The 18829-nt window shown below is 63.0% G+C and carries 17 protein-coding genes; 9 read left to right on the top strand and 8 right to left on the bottom strand.

Annotated elements, in window-relative coordinates:
* Window positions 1-99 precede the first annotated feature (99 nt).
* Entirely contained in the window at window positions 100-585 is a 486-nt protein-coding gene (locus MA04_RS14400; protein ID WP_163126625.1) for a hypothetical protein, read from the top strand.
* Here MA04_RS14400 and MA04_RS14405 read toward each other — a convergent pair.
* The 4 genes from MA04_RS14405 to MA04_RS14420 all read right to left on the bottom strand — a co-directional run bounded on the left by MA04_RS14405 (window position 571) and on the right by MA04_RS14420 (window position 5640).
* The gene (locus MA04_RS14405; RefSeq protein ID WP_262461165.1) at window positions 571-1923 is read right to left on the bottom strand and encodes a PepSY-associated TM helix domain-containing protein; all 1353 of its coding nucleotides are present in this window, start codon (window positions 1921-1923) and stop codon (window positions 571-573) included. The two genes, MA04_RS14400 and MA04_RS14405, sit on opposite strands and share 15 nt — an antisense overlap.
* Entirely contained in the window at window positions 1923-4121 is a 2199-nt protein-coding gene (locus tag MA04_RS14410; protein WP_262461166.1) for a TonB-dependent receptor, read from the bottom strand. The genes MA04_RS14405 and MA04_RS14410 overlap by 1 nt, the downstream gene beginning before the upstream one ends.
* Before the next feature lie 99 nt (window positions 4122-4220).
* The gene (locus MA04_RS14415) at window positions 4221-4634 is read right to left on the bottom strand and encodes a hypothetical protein (RefSeq protein ID WP_163126622.1); all 414 of its coding nucleotides are present in this window, start codon (window positions 4632-4634) and stop codon (window positions 4221-4223) included.
* Between the two features lie 295 nt (window positions 4635-4929).
* Entirely contained in the window at window positions 4930-5640 is a 711-nt protein-coding gene (locus MA04_RS14420; RefSeq protein WP_014993845.1) for a phosphoadenylyl-sulfate reductase, read from the bottom strand.
* 232 nt (window positions 5641-5872) lie between these two features.
* Here MA04_RS14420 and MA04_RS14425 point away from each other — a divergent pair, with 232 nt between their 5' ends.
* Entirely contained in the window at window positions 5873-6295 is a 423-nt protein-coding gene (locus MA04_RS14425; RefSeq protein WP_262461167.1) for a DUF4168 domain-containing protein, read from the top strand.
* Window positions 6296-6389: 94 nt separating this feature from the next.
* On the opposite strand, the gene MA04_RS14430 is transcribed toward MA04_RS14425, so the two are convergent.
* The 3 genes from MA04_RS14430 to MA04_RS14440 form a co-directional block, all read right to left on the bottom strand.
* Window positions 6390-8351 (bottom strand): ligand-gated channel protein, encoded by a 1962-nt coding sequence (locus MA04_RS14430; RefSeq protein ID WP_262461168.1) that lies wholly within the window; start codon window positions 8349-8351, stop codon window positions 6390-6392.
* 110 nt (window positions 8352-8461) lie between these two features.
* The gene (locus MA04_RS14435; RefSeq protein WP_262461170.1) at window positions 8462-9808 is read right to left on the bottom strand and encodes a sensor histidine kinase; all 1347 of its coding nucleotides are present in this window, start codon (window positions 9806-9808) and stop codon (window positions 8462-8464) included.
* Window positions 9808-10518: a response regulator transcription factor gene (locus tag MA04_RS14440; RefSeq protein WP_262461172.1), complete on the bottom strand. Its 711-nt coding sequence runs from the start codon at window positions 10516-10518 to the stop codon at window positions 9808-9810. Before MA04_RS14440 ends, MA04_RS14435 begins: the two co-directional genes overlap by 1 nt.
* A gap of 169 nt (window positions 10519-10687) precedes the next feature.
* Between MA04_RS14440 and MA04_RS14445 the strand changes: the two genes are divergently transcribed.
* The 4 genes from MA04_RS14445 (at window position 10688) to MA04_RS14460 (ending at window position 14491) form a co-directional block, all read left to right on the top strand.
* Window positions 10688-11293 (top strand): PepSY-associated TM helix domain-containing protein, encoded by a 606-nt coding sequence (locus MA04_RS14445; RefSeq protein WP_262461174.1) that lies wholly within the window; start codon window positions 10688-10690, stop codon window positions 11291-11293.
* A gap of 9 nt (window positions 11294-11302) precedes the next feature.
* Window positions 11303-11791 carry a DUF2271 domain-containing protein gene (locus tag MA04_RS14450; RefSeq protein ID WP_262461176.1) on the top strand — a complete coding sequence of 163 codons (489 nt, stop codon included), beginning with the start codon at window positions 11303-11305 and terminating at the stop codon, window positions 11789-11791.
* A 40-nt stretch (window positions 11792-11831) separates the two neighbouring features.
* Window positions 11832-12641, top strand: coding sequence for a DUF4198 domain-containing protein (locus MA04_RS14455; protein ID WP_262461178.1), 810 nt, complete (start codon window positions 11832-11834; stop codon window positions 12639-12641).
* A gap of 185 nt (window positions 12642-12826) precedes the next feature.
* On the top strand, window positions 12827-14491 hold the full coding sequence (locus MA04_RS14460; RefSeq protein WP_262461180.1) for a DEAD/DEAH box helicase: 1665 nt from the start codon (window positions 12827-12829) through the stop codon (window positions 14489-14491).
* Between the two features lie 50 nt (window positions 14492-14541).
* On the opposite strand, the gene MA04_RS14465 is transcribed toward MA04_RS14460, so the two are convergent.
* Window positions 14542-14751 (bottom strand): dodecin, encoded by a 210-nt coding sequence (locus tag MA04_RS14465; RefSeq protein WP_014993836.1) that lies wholly within the window; start codon window positions 14749-14751, stop codon window positions 14542-14544.
* Between the two features lie 332 nt (window positions 14752-15083).
* Between MA04_RS14465 and MA04_RS14470 the strand changes: the two genes are divergently transcribed.
* The 3 genes from MA04_RS14470 (at window position 15084) to MA04_RS14480 (ending at window position 18828) form a co-directional block, all read left to right on the top strand.
* Window positions 15084-15593 carry a DUF1643 domain-containing protein gene (locus tag MA04_RS14470; RefSeq protein ID WP_262461181.1) on the top strand — a complete coding sequence of 170 codons (510 nt, stop codon included), beginning with the start codon at window positions 15084-15086 and terminating at the stop codon, window positions 15591-15593.
* Window positions 15594-15682: 89 nt separating this feature from the next.
* Complete coding sequence (locus tag MA04_RS14475; RefSeq protein WP_262461183.1) at window positions 15683-18025, top strand: fatty acid cis/trans isomerase; 2343 nt, start codon at window positions 15683-15685, stop codon at window positions 18023-18025.
* 134 nt (window positions 18026-18159) lie between these two features.
* On the top strand, window positions 18160-18828 hold the full coding sequence (locus MA04_RS14480) for a hypothetical protein (RefSeq protein ID WP_145912288.1): 669 nt from the start codon (window positions 18160-18162) through the stop codon (window positions 18826-18828).
* Window position 18829 lies beyond the last annotated feature (1 nt).

Below are 18829 nucleotides of genomic sequence, written 5' to 3' on the forward strand. Positions count from 1 at the left end.
ACGAACCGCGACGTCCGTGGACAATCTTTCCCGGCCCTTATAAGTTGCCCCCGTGTTTAGACGGAAGCCAGGACACCCGGCCAGGGGAGCAGCGCCACGATGAACATCTATTACCGCGAGGAACGCCTGTGCGGCGGCTTGTCCGGGAACGGGGGAAAGCAAAGCTGGCTGGACCGGCTGCTGGAACGGCCACGGCAGGCCAGGATCAGGGAAGCGTTTCCCCTGGACGACATCAACCGCGTGCTCCACAACCACCACAACTCCTTCGGCTGCTCGGTGAAGGCGACCATGGGCAACATCATGTGGCGTAGCGAGGCATTGCATTACACCCTGCCCTGCGATGTGGAGGCCTACATTCCACGACACATATCCTTCACCGACGGGCAGCGCGATTTCTATCTGGTGGTGATCGGCGATGCCTGTGAACTTCGTATTTGGCCGGACAGCCGCCTATGGGAACGGCAGGAAGCTCACTGGTTTTCGCATCAGCCGGTGACGGACTATCGGGACTTCAAGGCGCTCAAGGTCGCTTTCGACGCCCTGCTGGTCCATGTCCGCAAGGAGGACCGGTTAGCCGGCCACTGACCGGCACCGCGTCATCATCCCTTTCTCCACTGCCAACACCAGCACCAGACTGAGCCCCGCCAGCGGCAACAGCGCCAGCAGCGTTAGCGTGATCGCCAACCAATAGCGTTTGCGGATCGGCGGCGAGTCCGGCGCGCCGAGGCCACCGGCGGGCCGCCGGCGCCACCACATCACCACGCCGGTGATCACCAGCGCGACAATGGCGACGCAGGTGAGCAACATGACGATCTGATTGGCGCGGCCGAAGTAGTTGCCCATGTGCAGCGCCACACCCAGTTCCACCGCCTTGGCGATGGCGCCGTAATCGTCGAAGCCCACGTTCACCAGCAACCGGTGGCCGCCGCTGTCCACGTGCAGGGTACGCTGGCCCTGGGGGCGGTCCGGGTAGGTATAGGCGCTGTAGGGTTCCCCCGCGTCAGAGGGAATCGACAGCCGATAGCCGTAAGGCAACCCCTGCCCGGCAAGAATGTCATGGACACGGTTGATCGCCGCCGTCGAAGTATCCAGCTCACCACCGTGCTCGCCGTGATGATGGTGGACATGCGGCAGCGGCGCTTGTTGCAGCGCCCAGGGCGCGTCACCCAGCGTATCCACCATGGTTTTAACAGGCTCGGCGGATGCTTCTCCACCACCGTGATGGCGCAGCTGCGGCGGGTAACCCAGCCCCATGGCATTGCTCACCGGGCTCAGCACGCGGTCGCCCCAGAACGACGCCCAGGGCAGACCGGTGATGATCAGGAACACGATCATCACCGCCGTGTACACGCCCACCAGCCGGTGAATTTCCCGCCAGCGTTTGCGGCCCCGGGTGCGCCGATCAAACGTAAACGCCCTGCTCCGGCGTCCGCGCGGCCACCACAAATACAGCCCGGTGATCACCAGTACCAGCGCCCAACTGGCGGCCAGTTCCACCAGCGCGTCACCGCCGCGCCCCAGCAGCAGCGAGCCGTGCATGACATCGGCGAAGCCCACCAAAGTGCGGGCATAAATGACGTCACCCAGAATCGCCCCGTCCCCCGGATCGACGAACACACGCAGCGACTCGCCCTGCTCCGGCGTCACGAACACCATGGCGGTGCGGCCGGGGTTCACCGGCATGTCGATACGGGTGACGGTGTCACGCGGATAAGCCTCGCGCACCGCCGCCACCAGATCGCCGGCGGGCAGCACGGCGTCGCCGCTGGGGGCGAAACGCAGTTGCGGATAAATCAGGTCGTTGAGTTCATCGTTGAACAGATAAAGGGCGCCGGTGATCGCCAGGATCAGCAGAAACGGGGCCGTGAACAGCCCCGCGTAGAAGTGCCAGCGCCACACCGTGGCGTACCCGTTGCGCGCCATCAGAAGTGGCCGGTCCAGCCCAGTTCCACGGTACGCGGTTCACCGATATACACCTGAGTGGGGCTGTAGCCGGACCATTCGGCGTAGAACTCGTCGGTGAGGTTGCGCCCGCGCAGGGTCAGGGTGCCGCCGGCCAGCGGGTAGCCGACCCAGGCGTCCAGCAAAGTGCGGCTGGCCACCCGGTATTGGTTGGCGGTGCCGGTGAAGAAGTCGCCGGTGTAGCGTACCGCGCCGCCGACGGTGACCGGCAACGAAGCGAAGGTGTAGGCACTGCTCAGGTTCCAGGTTTTCTCCGGCACGTTGGTGAGCCGGTTGCCGGACTGGTCGGCGCCGCTGCTGCTGGTCATGCGGGTGTACTCGGCGTCGTTGAAAGCGCCGTTCAGGTTCAGCCACCAGCGCGAGTGCGGGCGCAGGGTCAGATCCACTTCCACGCCTCTGGATTCCAGGCTGCCGCCCTGGATCGAGAGGCCGGCATTGTTGGGGTCACGGGTGATGATGTCGTCCTGACGAATGCGGTACACCGAGGTCATCAGCGTCAAACGGTTATCCCACAACTTGCCGCGGACCCCGGCTTCCATGGAGCGGCCGGTGGTCAGATCGAAACGGGCATTGGTGGCGTTGCTCAGCAACAGCCCGCCCACCGGAGCCGAGGCCCGGTTGTACTGCAGGAACACCTGCGTGGTGTTGGTCAGGTCATAGACGGTGCCAAGCCGCCAGGACAGATCCTCGAAAGTCTGGCCGAAGGTCTCTCGGCTGCCGGCGTCGAGATCGTCGATGCCCCGGTCCAGATCCAGGTACTCGTAGCGCAAACCCGCCACCATCAGCCAGCGCGGCATCAGGTTGAGGGCGTCCTCCACAAACAGGGCGCGGCCGGACACGGTGCTGTCGTAGTCAACCCGGGAAGAGGTGTAGTTCGCCGGCGAGTTGGGCGGCAGATAACCCCGGTCCGGGTTGAACGGGTCCACCGCCGTGGTGGTGCCGAAGCGGCGACGGGTGTCGAAGTCGGTGTACTGGTATTCCACGCCGGCGGTGAAGCGATGGCGGCGCTCGCCCCAGTAACCGTCATAGGCGGCATAGGCCCGTTCGGAGGCGAAGCGGTGATGGTGGTTGATGCGGGTGGTGCCACGATCCAGTAATCCGGTGCCATCGTTATAGGTGAAATCCTCGGAGTTGGCCCAGTCGCGGTTGGCGTTGTACAGGCCCAGTTCGTTGATCAGCCGCCAGGTGGAGGTCAGTTCGTAATCCACCTTGGCGCGCAGCCACCGGCTGTCGGCGGTCATGGCGCCGTCACGGACGTTGTAGTTGTTGTCGCGGATCGATTCGTCCAGTACCAGATCGCCGCCGGACACCACATCGCCGGGGTCCCGCGACACCGAGGCCGGCAGCAACGGCGTGCCCTGGTACGGGGTGGTGTAACGGTCCTGGTAGACATCGAAGGCGGCGCTGAGGGTGAGCCGTTCGGTGGCCTGGAACAACAGGCTGGTGGTCAGGGCGTTGGTGCGAGACGAGGTGTCGTCGATGTAGCCGTTGCTCTCGCCGTGGCTGAGATCGGCGCGCAACGCCAACCGGTCGCTCACCATTTTGTTGCCGCCAATGCCGAGACGCACGGTGTCATTGCTGCCATAGGAAATCATCCCTTCGCGGCTGTCTCCTGCCAGGCTGGCCTTGCGCGGCACCAGATTGATGTTGCCGGCGAGGGCGCCGGTGCCGTGCAGCACCGAGGCGGGCCCTTTGAGAATCTCCACCCGCTCCAGGTTCCAGGTGTCCAGGTTGCGCGCCACCATGCCCGGATCCGCCACCCGCACGCCATCGAACAGGTAGCCCACGTCGGTGAGGCCGCGCATCACCGCGGAAGCCGGTGAGCCGGGGATGTTGCCGGCGCTGACGCCGGGGGCACTGCGGTACAGCTCGATCAGGTTGCGCAGGCCCTGTTGTTCGATGTCCTCGCGGTCCACGCTGTTGACGGTGGCCGGAACCTCCCGGGGTTCCAGGCTCAGCCGTCCGGCGGTGGTGGTCGGCCGGGGCTGGGCCTCGATGTCCGCGCCCACTTCCACCGACTCCAATACATAGGGCTCCGGCTGTGGCCAGGCCGCCCCCGGCCACAGGGCCGCGCAGAACAAACAACCGGACAGGGCGTAACGCGGAGAGGTGTGACGTGGAGAGATGGAACGTGGAGAGACTGGGAACGGCAGCGACAAGAAAACCTCCAGGCGAACGCGGACACTTTGGCGCGCAAGCCTAGCGGTACGGGGGAAGAAGGGAATGTGGCATATTGTCGCGGCGCCGCGCCGTTCGGATCAGCGCAGCTCGACGACGATCCGGCGGCCCCCGCTGATCCGGACCTTGCCTTCCTGGCTGACCCGGGTTTCCGGGCCGAAGTTGGCCACCACGGTGCGGCTGCCGGGTTCCAGACGAACGGTGGAATTGACCCGGTAGCGCTTGCGTTCGTCCACCAACACCACGATCAGGTGGTAAACGTCGGCGCCATCACGACGCACGTCCACCAGATAGTCGTCGCCCTTGCCCTGCCAGCGGACCCGCTGATCGGCGTCGTGCAGAATCACCCGCATTACCCGGGTGTCGCCGTCCTGGTCGAGGGCCACCGCCAGACCGTCCACCGGTTCGGGGGTGCTGGCATTGCGCCACAGAAACACCGTCACCAGCCCCGCCAGCAACAACAACGCCAACACGGGCTTAATAATGCGTCTCATCGTCATCCTTTTCCGTTCGTCCTGATGCAACCACCCAGGCATAGACCCGGGGGAACAGAACAAGTTGCCTGAAAACGGAAGACAAAACCGTAAAACAGGGTAACCCGGAGCGGTCGCGGTCGTCGCCGCTTCGATCCCGGCGAGAAAGAGAGCGTTCGGGAGTGAGAGTGTGAAGGGTATGAATTCGCTGGCAAGCCCGCTTCCCACAGGGGGCTAAGAAGCGGTCGTGGGAAGCTGGCTTGCCAGCGAACAGTGGTGGTCAGTGTGCGGCCCCAACCTTCTTACCGGTGGAGGGTTACAGGTGGATGCCGCACTCGGTTTTGCCCTGGCCCTGCCAGCGGCCTTCCCGGCCCTCGCCTTTCCAGGTGCAGTGGCTGCAGCCGATGGAGTGGTAGCCTTCCTTGACCAGCGGGTGGAACGGCAGGTCGTGTTCGGCGATGTAGGCGTCACGCTCTTCCCGGGTCACGTCGATCATCGGGTTGAATTTGATCATGCCGCGACGCTCCTCGAAGATCTCCAGGCCAGCGCGATGCTCGGTCTGCCAGGACATCAGGCTGGAGATCCACAAGTCATAGTTCTCCTTGGCCTCTTCCAGCGGTGCCACCTTGTTCACCTGGCAGCACAGGTCCGGGTCGGTTTCCCACATGCGTTCCTGCTGGGACACTTCATGATGCTGCGGGTCCGGGGTCACGTCGATGACATCCAGATCGAAGCGCTTGATCAGGTAATCCTTGTAATCCAGGGTCTCCTGGAAATGGTACCCGGTATCAATGAAATGCACCTTCTGTTCCGGCCGGATGGTGGAAATGATATGCAAAAAGTACGCAGAGGTGGCGGCGAAGGACGACGTCACCATGATCCGGTCCGGGGCGAAATCCTGATACACACGGCGAATGCGCTCGGCGAAACTCAGCGAACGGTAGATCCGGTTCAGGTCGGCAAGGGTCTCCCGGGACAGACCGGCGCTGTTGTCGCCTACCCGTGTAATCAGTTGTGCATTGCCCATGACGTCGCTGTACCTCAAGTCGCTTTAGGTATCTGGAGTGGCCATGATAAGGGCGCCGGACACATTATAAAGAAATAAATAGTGCTACTTTTATACCTAACTGAAATATAAAAGATAAGCCCATCACATTCCGGAAACGTCCATCGAACCTTCGTTATGATCGCTGTCGGACTCTTCAGTGGCATGCCTGGAAAGCATGCCGTTGTCACGGAAGCAATCAGGAGGAAACACCATGAAAGCTTCGTTCAAGGGTCCGATGGTCGCAGTGGCCACCTTTGTTCTGGCCACCGGTGCCAGCAGCCTCGCCCTGGCGCAACAGCACACCACCGAAAACCCGGCGGCGCCACCGGCCGGAGCCGCGCAGCAGGCCCCGCAACAGCAAGGCGCCATGCCACAAAGCGCCGACATTTCCGATCAGGATGTACAACGCTTCGCCGAAGCCCAGGGCAAGGTGAACGACATCAAGCAGGAGTACCAGGGCAAGTTGCAGGAGAGTGCCCAGGATCCGCAGAAAGCCATGGAAATACAGCAGGAGGCTCAACAGGAGATGGTGCAGGCGGTAGAGGACAGCGGCATGGATGTGCAGCAGTACAACCAGATCGCGCAGCTGGCCCAGTACGACAACGAATTGCGCCAGCGCATCGAGTCCCAGTAACGGCTCTGCCCGGAACGCAACGTCCATAACCCAAAAGGACCGGCGAGTGCCGGTCCTTTTGTTTTTGGTTCCACCTTCAGACGTGCGCCTTAGGTCAGAACGTCACTCTCATGCCCAGCCAGTAGCGGCGGCCATCTTCCACGTAGCCGTATTCATCCTGAAAGATTTCTTTGTCGGTGAGGTTGTAGATACCGGCGTTCAGCGTGGTCTGCGGTGACAGACGGAATGCCACACCAGCGTCCATCAGCGTATTCGACGGCGCGATAATGTCGCTGCTTGAGGGCGTGCTCACCGGCTGACTTTCCTTGCCACGATAATGCACCGACGCCCAGGGCGATACCCGATCGGTGGCGCGCCAGTCCGCCCGCAGGGACGCCAGATGTTCCGGAATCTGGGTCAGCGGCTGCCCTTTGTATTCGCCGGACTTTTGCTCGGAGTCGGTGTACGTGTAACTGAAAGTCAGATCCAGCTGGCGCCACAGGGTGGTGGCCAGGGTGGCTTCCACCCCTTTGGTCACGGCTTCATCCACGTTGATGCGATAGGTCGGGTCGGAGCCAAAGTCGTTCGGGCCATCAGGACACCGGCTGGCGGGGCAAGCCACGCGAGTAATTTTGTCCTCGAAGTCATTATGAAACACGGTGACGCTGGCGGTAAGAATCCGGCCGGCGTTGAAGTACAGCCCCAGTTCCTTGTTGAGCGAGGTCTCCGGTTCCAGATCCGGGTTGCCATAGATGTCACCACCACGGCTGGTCTGCCCCCAGTTCGGAGTAATTTCCCGCAAGTTGGGGGAACGATAACCCGTGGAAACACCCCCTTTCACGGTCCAGCGCGGCGCGAAACCCCATACCGCGTATAGACGGGGGCTGACGTGACTGCCGTAGTTTTCGTCATCGTCCAGACGCACACCGCCGGTCAGCGTTACGTTGTGCGGCAGCATCCATTCGTTTTCCACGAACAAGCCCCATTTGGAACCGTCCACGCGGGTACGATCAGAAATCTGATTGGTGGTCTTGTCGTGCAGCTCTTCTTTCTCGAAGTCCGCCCCCACGGTCAGCAGGTGATCCCCCAATGGCATCAACAGGCTGCTCTTCGCCATGGTGTTGGTGATGGTGATCTCACGGCTTTCGTTTTCCGTTTCCTCACGCTGTACATAACTGTCCGAGGTACCGACTGCCCAGCGGCCCGTGTGGGTCAGGGACAAAACTTCACGGCGAGTCTCGTCATCGCTATCCGTACAGGGGTTACCACGACAGGCGGTGGGGTCCGCATCAACGGTTTCACCGACGGTTTGCCGGCGCCGCTGGCGGGTTTCCCCGGCTTCCAGAATGAAGTCGTGATCCGTACTGGGCGTATAGGCCAGACGCGCGGTCAGGCTGCGCAGACTCTTGTCCTCGAAGCCATCCACGAATTGGTCTTCATCGCGGTTGCTGAACTTGCCGTACAACTGCAAACCCAACAGGTCTTTCTTCACCGGGCCATTGAGGAAAAAGTTCGCCTGTTGCTGATCACCGGAACGAACGTCGTCCTGAATAATGGTATCCAACTGCATGCCGCCGCCCCACTCCTCGGCGACCTTGCGGGTGATGATGTTGATCACGCCGCCAATGGCGTCGGAGCCGTACAGCGTGGACATGGGACCGCGTACTACTTCAATCCGCTCGATGGCCTGCAGCGGCGGCAGCCAGTCCTGTTCGAAACCGGCGCTGCCGTTGGGGCGGCTTTCCCGGGAGGATACCGGTTTGCCGTCCACCAGGATCAGCGTGTATTGAGCCGGCATCCCGCGCATGACGATGTCGTTGCCATTGTCGCCGGAACCGCCGCCGGTAACGATGACACCGGGGATATCCCGCAGCGCATCGGTGGCGTCCTTGTAGAAGCGCTGTTCCAGTTGTTCGCGATCAATAACGCTGATCGAAGCCGGCGCGTCCTCCAACTGCTGGATGCGTCCCGCGGCGGTCACCGTGACCCGTTCGATCTGGTTGACGGTGTCATCGGCGAGAACCGACCCCGACCCCAAGCCGAGTACCACCCCGGTCAAGGCACAACGTAATTTCATTCCTGAACTCCCGCAGTTTCCCAATGGCGTCCAAAGACCCGATCCCGGACGTAAAAGTGCGAACAGGAATGATATAGATTCTTATTTAATGAAAAAGGCGGGATTACACTTTATACATTCTCGGCCGCCGCCAGCCGCACATGCACTCGCAGACCGGGGGGGCCATTCTCCGCCCACAACTCGCCGGCCTGCCGGATCACCGCGCGGCGCGCGATACTGAGCCCCAGCCCGAAGCCGCTGTCGGTGGTGCGGGCCGGATCCAGCCGTACGAACGGCGCGAAGATCGACTCCAGCCGTTCCTCCGGCACCCCCGGACCCTGGTCCGCCAGCCACAGGTGCCAGTATTGCCCTTCCCGGTTCCCGTGCAGCACCACTTCGCCGTTCACTGGAGAATGACGGATGGCATTGCGTACCAGGTTTTCCAGGGTCAAGGCGAAGTCATTGAGGTTGCCGAGCACCATGGCGTGCTCGGGCAACTGGCAACGGAACCGCAACGGGTCCCAGCCGCTTTCAAAGGCGGCATCGTCCACCACCAGATCCCAGATTTCCCGTACCGACAACGGGCCGGTTTCCGAGTCGTGCTGCTCGGTGTCGTGCCACACCAGGGCCAGGGTGTCGTCCACCAATGTGCGCATCTTGTCCACTTCCACGGCGACCCGCTGGCGCAGAGCCGGCTCGTCCAGCGGGCTGTCCAGCGCCACGTTCAACCGGCTCAAAGGCGTACGCAGCTCGTGAGACATGTCGTGCAGGAGCTGCCGCTGGCTTGCCAGCAAACCGGACACCCGTTCCGCCATGCTGTTGAAACTGCGCCCCAGTTCCCCGAATTCGTCACCCCGTTCGGTAAGGGTGGTTTCCACCCGGGACGCGGGCTCGTCGCGGAAGCGGTGCACCTGGGCTTCCAGCGCCCGCAACGGCACCATGATGCGCCAATAGATCAGAATCACCGCCAACAGCGCCATGATGCCGGGCAGCAAGGTCAGAATAAGAGTGCGTTGCAGCGGCCAGGCGCCGCCGGGCATGTGTTCCGGCGGTAGCTGCATTACCAGGCGGCCCTGGTCCGGCGCGCCGGGAAAAGGCATGCCGATGAACGGCATGTCGCGGTAGCGGAAGCTCATGCGCCAATCCAGCTCGCGCTGAAAGCGAAAGCCGGCGATCTGGCTGTCGGTGAGCGGGGTGCCGCTCAAAGAACGTCCGGAAGTGTCCACCACCATGGCCTCCCCCGGTACCCGCTGGTGGAGCTCCGCCAGCCAGGCGGCCACGCCCTGCTCGCCACCCGCCCGCCAGGCCGCTTCCGCCTCATGGGCGTAGCCCAGCATTTCCACCTTGGCCTGATCACTGAGCAGCACCACCTGGTTGGCCACCCAGATCGTCACCCAGCGGCTGCAGGCCACGATCACCACCGCGCTCAGACACAACACCAGGGCAAGGCGCCAGAACAGGGAATGACGGCCGGGCATTACAGCGCCTCGGACACCAGGGTGTAGCCCTGGCCCCAGACCGTGCGCAGCGGTTGTTCCGCCATGCCGACATCGCGCAGCTTGCGACGTAGATGGCTGACGTGCAGATCAAGGCTGCGATCATGACGGCCATAGCCGCGATGCAACACCGCCTGATACAGAAAAGCCTTGCTCAGCACCTGATCACGATGCTCCAGGAACACCTGCAGCAGGCGGAACTCGGTGGTGGTCAGTCCCAGATCCGCCTCCCGGTACCAGGCGGTTTCATCCTCGGTGCGCAGGACCAAAGCGCCCACCGGCGCCACGCCCTGACTCTGACGCCGCTCCAGCGTCACCCGCCGTAATACCGCTTCCACCCGCACCGCCAGCTCGGCGGAGCTGAAGGGCTTGGGCAAATAATCGTCGGCCCCTTTCATCAGGCCGCTGATACGATCCTGCTCGTCGCCCAGGGCGGACAGCACGATCACCGGCACGCCGCTGCGCTGACGCAGCTCCGCCAGCAAGTCGAGGCCATTCATGCCGGGCAACAGAATGTCCAGCAACACCAGGTCGAACGGCTGGTCCAGCGCTTGTTGCAAGCCGGCCCGGCCGTCGCGGCATACCGTTACCTGGTGCTGCCGGGAGGCCAGAAAGTCCTGTAAATGGGTGCATAGCACGGCGTCGTCCTCGATCACCAAAAGACGGGCCGGGCAGGGGGATATCGCAGTCATTTGTAAAGAATAAGAATTATCATTCACAAAGGGAATGGCTGGTTCGTCCCTGATTTCGCCGCAAGGTTCCCTGCTTACATTCTTTACCCGTGCCTTTCATTGTTAGTGCGAACCATTCGCAATAACATACCCTCCATCCCAAATCCCAAGGCAGTGGAAGATCTCCGGCTTGGACAAGAAAGCAAAAGCGCGTTGGCTCAAGCAGCTTCACCAATGGCACTGGGTCAGTTCGGCGCTGTGCCTGGTGTGCATGGTGCTGTTCAGCGTCACCGGCATCACCCTCAACCATGCCGCCCAGATCGACGGCGAGCCGAAAGTGGAAGAGCTGACCGCGACGCTGCCCGAACCGCTGCTGGCCGCATTGAACCGCCAGGATCAAGGCGCCCTGCCCCAATCACTACGGGATTGGCTGAGTCAGGACCTGGACATCGGGGTGGACGGCCGCGAGGCGGAATGGTCCGGCCAGGAGGTGTATCTGGCCATGCCCCGGGCCGGTGGTGACGCCTGGCTGGCCATAGATCGAAGCAGTGGCGAGGTGCTTTACGAAAACACCGACCGGGGCTGGATTGCTTTTCTCAATGATCTGCACAAAGGCCGCGACACCGGCACCGTATGGCGCTGGTTCATCGATATTTTCGCCGTCGCCACCCTGTTGTTCGCCTTCACCGGCCTGGCTCTGATGTTCCTGCACGCCCGCCGGCGCCCGGCCACCTGGCCGGTAACGGCGCTGGGGCTGGTGCTGCCGTGGTTGCTGATCGCCTTTTTCATGCACTAGGAGATGGTCATGCGTTTGATCCCGATAGTAATGCTGTCCGCCCTGGCCTTCGCCGCCGAGGCCGCCCAGTTCCAGGTGGAAGTGGAAGTGCCACGGTTGCGGGTGGCGGAATACCACGCGCCCTATGTGGCGTTCTGGATCGAGACGCCGGAAAACACCGTGGCCGCCCCACTGGGACTCTGGTACGACGACCAGGAAAAATGGCTCAAGGACCTGCGCCAGTGGTGGCGCCGCACCGGCCGCTCGCAAAGCGCCCCTTATGACGGCCTCACCGGCGCCACCCGTTCACCGGGCAAGCACAGCGTGGACTTTTCCGATCTGCCGGCGATGGCCGAACTGCCCGCTGGCGACTACCAGCTGGTGGTGGAGGCCGCCCGCGAAGTGGGCGGCCGCGAAGTGGTGCGGATTCCGTTCCAATGGCCTCCCGCCAGCGCCCAACAGCTCCGCGCCCAAGGCACGGAAGAACTGCATGACGTCACTCTGACCCTTACTCCTTAGCTCTTTCCCTTTAAATACCGGCATTGACAGGAGCCAAACCATGAAACCCGTTTCCCTGGCCGCCGCCGCGGTCTCCGCGTTGCTACTGCTCTCCCCCGCCGCCCAGGCCCACAAGCGCTGGCTGCTGCCGACCCACACCGTGGTCTCCGAAGCGCAATGGATCAGCGTTGACGCCAGCGTTTCCAACGACATCTTCTACCCGGATCGCGCTTACTCCCTGGAACGCCTGCAAGTCACCGGTCCCGATGGCAAGGCGGCGCAAACCGATCATCTTCTGGAGATGCACCGGCGCAGCGTATTTGATGTCAATCTGGCGGCAACCGGCAGCTATCGCATTGCCCTGCCGGGCCATTTCTTCCTCGCCTTCTTCGAGCAGGATGGCGAGCGCAAGCGGCTGTTCGGCGAGGATGCCAAGGCGCTGCTGAAGAAAGTACCGAAAGGCGCCGACGAGGTACGCCTGCTGGAATCAGTCAGCCGCATCGAGACCTTCGCCTCCGTCGGCGCACCCGACACCGCCGCGCTGAAACCCACCGGCAAGGGTCTGGAGCTGGTGCCAGTGACCCACCCGAACGATCTCTACAGCGGTGAAACCGCGCGCTTCCGCTTCGTCGTCGACGGCCAGCCCGCCGCCGGCCTGGAAGTCCACCTGCTGCCCGCCGGCACCCGCTACCGCGACGCCCAGCAAGACTGGACCGTCACCAGCGACGATAACGGCGAAGTGGCGATCGACTGGCCCCACGCCGGCCGCTTCTTCCTGGAGGCGGAAGCCAGCGATCAGAACACCAGCCACAAACAGGCCGAACGCCGCCGCCTGGAGTACCTGGGCACTTTCGAGGTGCTGCCGCTGTAAGGCCAACCACACGCTACTCGCTGCCAGGGCAGCTCCCACAACGGGTTTTACAAAGCCGCTGTGGGAGCGATCCTCCTCCTGCAGGCGTGCCGACAAAGAAAAAGATGCATTCTCCCGCTATTTACCGTATAGTCCGTGCCCCCCGCCATACTGGCCTGCGTCCTTTTCACTGAAAGGTCCCCTTCATGTTGCATAGCGATTCCGGGTTCGCCGCTTTGGGCTTGCCCGCGCCCCTTCTTGATGCCATCGGCAAACTGGGTTTTGAAACCCCGTCGCCGATCCAGGAGCGAAGCATCCCCGTCCTGCTGGACGGCGATGATTTGCTCGGCCAAGCACAAACCGGCACCGGCAAGACCGCCGCTTTCGGCCTGCCGTTGCTCGCCCGTATCGATCCGGAGCAGCGTTGCCCACAGCTGCTGGTGATCGCCCCCACTCGCGAACTGGCCCTGCAAGTGGCCGACGCCATGGAAACCTTCGCCCGCCAGTTGCGCGGCGTTAAGGTCGTGGCGGTATATGGCGGTAGCGAATACCGCACCCAATTGCGCGCGTTGCGAGACGGCGCCCAGGTGGTCGTAGGTACCCCTGGCCGGATCATGGACCACATGCAGCGCGGCAGTCTGAACCTGGATCGCCTGCAAGCGCTGGTGCTGGACGAAGCCGACGAAATGCTGCGCATGGGTTTTATCGACGACGTCGAATGGATCCTGGAACACACCCCGGACGAACGGCAATTGGCGCTGTTTTCCGCCACCATGCCGAACGTGATCCGGCGCGTGGCCGAGCGTCATCTGAAGTCGCCGAAGTGGATTCGCATTGAAAACGACACCACCACCAAGAGCGGCATCCGCCAGCGCTTCTGGCCGGTCTCCGGCCTCAACAAGCTGGACGCCATGTGCCGTATCCTGGAGGGCGAGACCCACGATGGCGTCATCGTCTTCGCCCGCACCAAGCAGTCCACCCTGGAACTGGCCGAGCAATTGCAACGCCGTGGCCTGCGCGCGGAAGCCCTGAATGGCGACATTCCCCAGGCGCAGCGGGAAAAAACCGTGGCCCGCCTGCGTGAAGGCCGCTTCGATCTGCTGATCGCCACCGACGTGGTGGCCCGTGGCCTGGACGTGCCGCGTATCAGCCATGTGATCAACTACGACATGCCCGCCGACACCGAAGCCTATGTGCACCGAATCGGCCGCACCGGCCGGGCCGGACGTAATGGCGAGGCGATCCTGTTCGTGTCGCACCGCGAGCGGGGCATGCTGCGCGCCATCGAGCGCGCCACCGGCCAGAGCCTGGAATCCATGGACCTGCCCAGCGTCGACGCGCTCAACAGCAAGCGTCTGGCCAAGTTGCAGGAACAGCTGGTGGCGGGCCTGGAAAGCAAACACCGCGAAGAGGCGGAGACGGTGCTGAGCGCCCTGCGCGAACAGCTGGATCTGGACGACGAAAAGCTGGCCCTGGGCCTGGCGGCGCTGCTGGTGGCCAAGGAACCGGTGATTCTGAAGCCGGCCCCGGTGGGCAAACCGCCGCGCGCCAGCTCACCGCGCAAGGAAGGCCCGCGCAAGGAAGGCCGTCCGGCCAACAATCGACGCCGTGCCTCCGGCAGCGACGGCGACGCCAACGGTGACATGCAGGTTTATCGGGTGGAAGTGGGCCACGCCCACGGTGTGCGGCCGGGGAATCTGGTCGGCGCCATCGCCAACGAAGCGGGTCTGCCGAGCCGCCAGATCGGCGCCATCCGGATTCACCAGGAACACAGCACCGTAGCGCTGCCGCACGACCTCACCGCGAAGCAGCTCAACATCCTCAAGCGCACCCGCGTTTGTCAGCGGCCGCTCTCTCTGGAAGCCCTCTGACGCCGACACACGCCAACGGATAGTTCCGTTGGCGTGTGCTTCAGGCCAGCTCAGACATCAACCCGAAAGCCCACCTTCACCACCACCTGGAAATGGGCGACTTTGCCGTTTTCCACGTGGCCGCGGGTCTCCCGGACTTCGAACCATTCCACGTTCTTGACGCTCTTGCCGGCGGCGGCGATGGCGTTATGAATGGCGCCTTCGATGCTGTCCTTGGATGAACCGACCAGTTCCAGCTTTTTATATACATGCTCGCTCATAAGGTCCTCCTTAAGCACACCATCTGTTCCGTTTCACGGTGAACCCCAAAGGCCATCAGGTCAAAGTGATGGTGAGACGCCCATCGCAGTTCTTCCTTTCATGAAGAAGACCACTCCCACACTAGTCTCTACAAGGCCGCTGTAGGAGCTTGCCTGCAAGCGAATTGTGCTTTCGATCCGAAAAGATTCGCTTGCAGGCAAGCTCCTACAACGGCTTTGTAGTCCGGTCCGGGAAAGCGGCTTTTAGCAGCGGATGGCAGACTTGCCGATTCGGCATTGCTCACTCCAGACGCTATAATCGCCGGCCCGGAAATCAGTCCCCGCCAACCGCCATGCAACGAAGCGCCCATTTTTCCCGCTGCCGCCAATACCGCTACGCCCTCTGGCGCCGCTGGGCCGAGGGCGACGACTATGTGCTGCTGGTGGCACTGAACCCGTCCACCGCCGATCACCGCCGCGATGACCCGACCATTCGCCGCTGCATCGGTTTCGCCCGGGATTGGGGTTATTCAGCGTTGTGTGTGGCCAACCTGTTCGCCTATCGGGCCACTTATCCGAGCGACCTGTTCGCCGCCGACGATCCAGTGGGCCCGCGCAACGATCAGTGGCTGAACAAGCTGTCCCGCGACGCCAGTCTGGTGGTGGCCGGCTGGGGCAATCACGGCCGTCATGGCAATCGCGCCGCCCAGGTGCGCGACCGCCTCGGCGACGCCCTGCACTGTCTGCGCATGAACGGCTCGGGGGAACCCGCTCATCCGCTTTACCTGCCGAAAGCGCTCAAGCCGATTCCGATGCCACCGGTTATGCCTGCCAACCGGCCCGATCGGCCCGGCCGCCGCTGATTCACGTTTTCGCCATCGTGGTCAGACAATATTCCGATCCGCTAGACTGCCGGTGAGCGACGACCGAATCACGACCGGAGGGAACCCAGGTGACAAGATTGCAAAAGGCTCTGTTGGGAGCCGTGGCTTTTTTTGTGCCTCTGATCGGCATCGGCGCGGCCGCGCCCTCCTCCTTCGGATCGGCACAGCCGGTTTCCTTTCAGCAGCAGGTCAGACCGGTCCTGGAGCAGCGCTGTATCGCCTGCCACGGCTGTTATGACGCCCCTTGCCAATTGAAACTGGAATCGCCGGAAGGGCTGGCCCGGGGCGCCAACCAGACGCCGGTGTATAACGGCCAGCGCACCTCGGCGGCAGCGCCGTCCCGTCTGTTCATTGACGCGAGCAGTTCCGGCGAATGGCGTAATCGCGGCTTCTTCTCGGTACTGGAAGGCCGCCAGACCATGGACGAAGGCTTGCTTTATCAGATGCTGGTACTGGGCCGGCACCACCGCTTCGAGCCGAACAGCAAGCTGCCGGAAGAGATTCAACTGGGATTGGGCCGCGCCAACGTTTGCCCGGCACCGGAGGACATGGCGGACTACGCCCGCGAGCATCCGCTGGAAGGCATGCCGCTGGGGCTGCCGCCATTGAGCGAGCGGGAATTCGATCTGCTGACAGGCTGGCTGGCCCAGGGCGCGCCGCTGGAGGCCACGCCGGTGAAGCTGACATTGGAAGAACAAGGCCGGATCCGGGCCTGGGAAAGCTGGCTCAACCGGGAAAATCCGCGCCAGCGTCTGGTCGCCCGCTGGGTCTACGAGCACCTGTTCCTGGCTCACCTCTACTTCGACGATGGCCGCCAGAGCCGGCCGCGCCACTTCTTTTCCCTGGTTCGCTCATACACGCCGCCGGGGGAACCCATCGAGCCGGTGGCCACCCGCCGCCCCAACGGTGATCCCGGTGCACCGTCCTGGTACCGGTTGCGGCCGATCACCGAGACCATCGTCCACAAGACCCATATTACCTACGCGCTCACCGACGCCAAGCGCGAACGCATGGAGACGCTGTTCTTCGATACACCCTGGGAGCCCGGTGCGCTGCCCGACTATGACGCCGATGCCCGCGCCAATCCGTTCGAGACGTTTCAGGCCATTCCCGCCCGCGCCCGTTACCAGATCATGCTGGACGACGCCGAGTACTTCGTGCGCACCTTTATTCGTGGTCCGGTATGCCGGGGACAAATCGCCACCGATGTGATCCGCGACCAGTTCTGGACAGTGTTCCAGGATCCGGACCATGACCTTTATGTGGACGATGCCGACTATCAACGTCAGGCGACGCCGCTACTGGGCCTGCCCGGCCAGCACGACGATCTGATTTCACTGGGCCCGCAATGGCTCAAGTACAAGCACAAACGCAATCGCTACCTGCGCGAACGTCAGCAGGCCTACGCCCGGCACACCCCTGGCGGCCCCACCTGGGAAACGCTCTGGGACGGCGATGGCGACAACGGCAACGCGCTGCTGACTATCTTCCGCCATCATGATAGTGCCTCGGTGCGCCGCGGCCTGATCGGCGACCTGCCGTTGACCACCTGGGTCATGGATTACCCGCTGTTCGAGCGCACTTACTATGCCCTGGTGGTGAATTTCGACGTGTTCGGCTCGGTGTCCCATCAGGCCCAGACCCGCCTGTACTTCGACCTGATCCGCAACGGCGCCGAACAGAACATGCTGCGTTACCTGCCGGCGGCGGCGCGCAAGCCGGTGCTGGACGATTGGTATCAGAAGACCGGCAAACTCAAGTTGTTCATCAGCTACGCCAGCGTCGATACCGACACCCCCACCGGCATTGACTATGGCACCAGCACGCCCAAGCAGGAATTCGACGGTAAGCTGCTGACCCGTTTCGCCCATCTCAATGCCCGCCCGGACCCGCTGAACCGCTGCCAGGACGAGCATTGCGCCCTGCCCGGCGCCAACGGTCTCGAACAGCGCGTGCAGCAGGCACTGAGCGTGCTGGCGTCGCGGCGGGCCGACGATCTGCCGGTGATCGATCATCTGCCGGAAGTGTCCCTGCTGCAGGTGCGTGGCGAGGACGGTGACCTGGCGGTGTACACACTGCTGCGCAACCGTGCCCACAGCAACGTGGCGTTCATGATGGGCGAATCACTGCGCTATCAGCCCGAATTGGACACGGTGACAATTTACCCCGGCGTTCTCGCCAGCTATCCGAATTTCATGTTCCATCTGCGTGAGGGCGAGTTGGGAGACTTTGTGCGGGCCATGGAGCGGGCGGGCGATGAGAGTGGCTTCGAACGGCTGGTTCAGCGTTTCGGCGTGCGCCGTACCCACCCGGAATTCTGGCGTTATTTCGACGATCTCGGGGACTATTTGTTGGAACATGAACCGACCCAGGCCGGGGTGCTGGACCTGAACCGCTATGAGAATCTTTAACAGTGGCGGGCGTTGCGATATGAAATCCGGCAGTCCTACAATGAGGAACGCATCACGCTGAGCGGGAGCTACCCATGGAGCCGGACGACCGCAATAGCAGTAGATATGCCCCATCCCCCCTGATCCGGGCGACAATGAGCGCTTCGGCCCTGTTCCTGACGATCTGGATTTCCCCAGCCCTGGCCGAGGCAATCCCCTCGCGGGACGGTTGCGTCACCTCGACCATTCCGCACATTTCCCCCGAGCTGGCCAGACAGGCCGGCATGACCCGGCTGCCCAATGGCCAGTATGAGCTGGACATGGCGGCGCTGGCCGCCAGGGCCGGCGGCCCCGCTGCCCTTCTGCGAGTCAGCCGCCGGCAATACGAAGCCAACATGGCATGGCTGAGCGAGATGGCCTCCCTGGTCGCCGATCCCGGCACGCCGTTGCTGCCTCAAGTCCAGTCGGTGTACCGGCAGGGCTGGGAAACCAATGTGGTGGAAATGTCGATTATCCAGGCGATGGAGTGCCAACTCGGCCTGGCGCCCTCCGACCTCGAAAGACCGGCGCCCCCATCGGAGGCGATCGCCGAGCGTCAAAAGCGGATTGCCCAGGGCCGTGCCGAGGCCGAAGCCGAGGCCCGCAAAGCCGCCCGCTGGAGCACGTTCAGTGACATCATGATCGGCGTATCCAATGCAGTAGGCACCGCGGCGGGAGCCATGTCAGGCTCGGGAGGCGGAGGGAGCCCAAGCGGCTCCGGCACCTGCCCGGGAGGGACGCCCAGGGATTCAGCTGGGAAGTGCGAAGTCGGTTACAGTAATTAGT

The sequence above is a fragment of the Alloalcanivorax balearicus MACL04 genome, assembly GCF_025532145.1.
GTDB lineage: Bacteria > Pseudomonadota > Gammaproteobacteria > Pseudomonadales > Alcanivoracaceae > Alloalcanivorax > Alloalcanivorax balearicus.

Coding starts and splice junctions, on each gene's coding strand:
- MA04_RS14400 (WP_163126625.1), top strand. CDS start 100: ATGAACATCTATTACCGCGAGGAACGCCTGTGCGGCGGCTTGTCCGGG.
- MA04_RS14405 (WP_262461165.1), bottom strand. CDS start 1,923: ATGGCGCGCAACGGGTACGCCACGGTGTGGCGCTGGCACTTCTACGCG.
- MA04_RS14415 (WP_163126622.1), bottom strand. CDS start 4,634: ATGAGACGCATTATTAAGCCCGTGTTGGCGTTGTTGTTGCTGGCGGGG.
- MA04_RS14420 (WP_014993845.1), bottom strand. CDS start 5,640: ATGGGCAATGCACAACTGATTACACGGGTAGGCGACAACAGCGCCGGT.
- MA04_RS14425 (WP_262461167.1), top strand. CDS start 5,873: ATGAAAGCTTCGTTCAAGGGTCCGATGGTCGCAGTGGCCACCTTTGTT.
- MA04_RS14430 (WP_262461168.1), bottom strand. CDS start 8,351: ATGAAATTACGTTGTGCCTTGACCGGGGTGGTACTCGGCTTGGGGTCG.
- MA04_RS14435 (WP_262461170.1), bottom strand. CDS start 9,808: ATGCCCGGCCGTCATTCCCTGTTCTGGCGCCTTGCCCTGGTGTTGTGT.
- MA04_RS14440 (WP_262461172.1), bottom strand. CDS start 10,518: ATGACTGCGATATCCCCCTGCCCGGCCCGTCTTTTGGTGATCGAGGAC.
- MA04_RS14450 (WP_262461176.1), top strand. CDS start 11,303: ATGCGTTTGATCCCGATAGTAATGCTGTCCGCCCTGGCCTTCGCCGCC.
- MA04_RS14455 (WP_262461178.1), top strand. CDS start 11,832: ATGAAACCCGTTTCCCTGGCCGCCGCCGCGGTCTCCGCGTTGCTACTG.
- MA04_RS14460 (WP_262461180.1), top strand. CDS start 12,827: ATGTTGCATAGCGATTCCGGGTTCGCCGCTTTGGGCTTGCCCGCGCCC.
- MA04_RS14465 (WP_014993836.1), bottom strand. CDS start 14,751: ATGAGCGAGCATGTATATAAAAAGCTGGAACTGGTCGGTTCATCCAAG.
- MA04_RS14470 (WP_262461181.1), top strand. CDS start 15,084: ATGCAACGAAGCGCCCATTTTTCCCGCTGCCGCCAATACCGCTACGCC.
- MA04_RS14480 (WP_145912288.1), top strand. CDS start 18,160: ATGAGCGCTTCGGCCCTGTTCCTGACGATCTGGATTTCCCCAGCCCTG.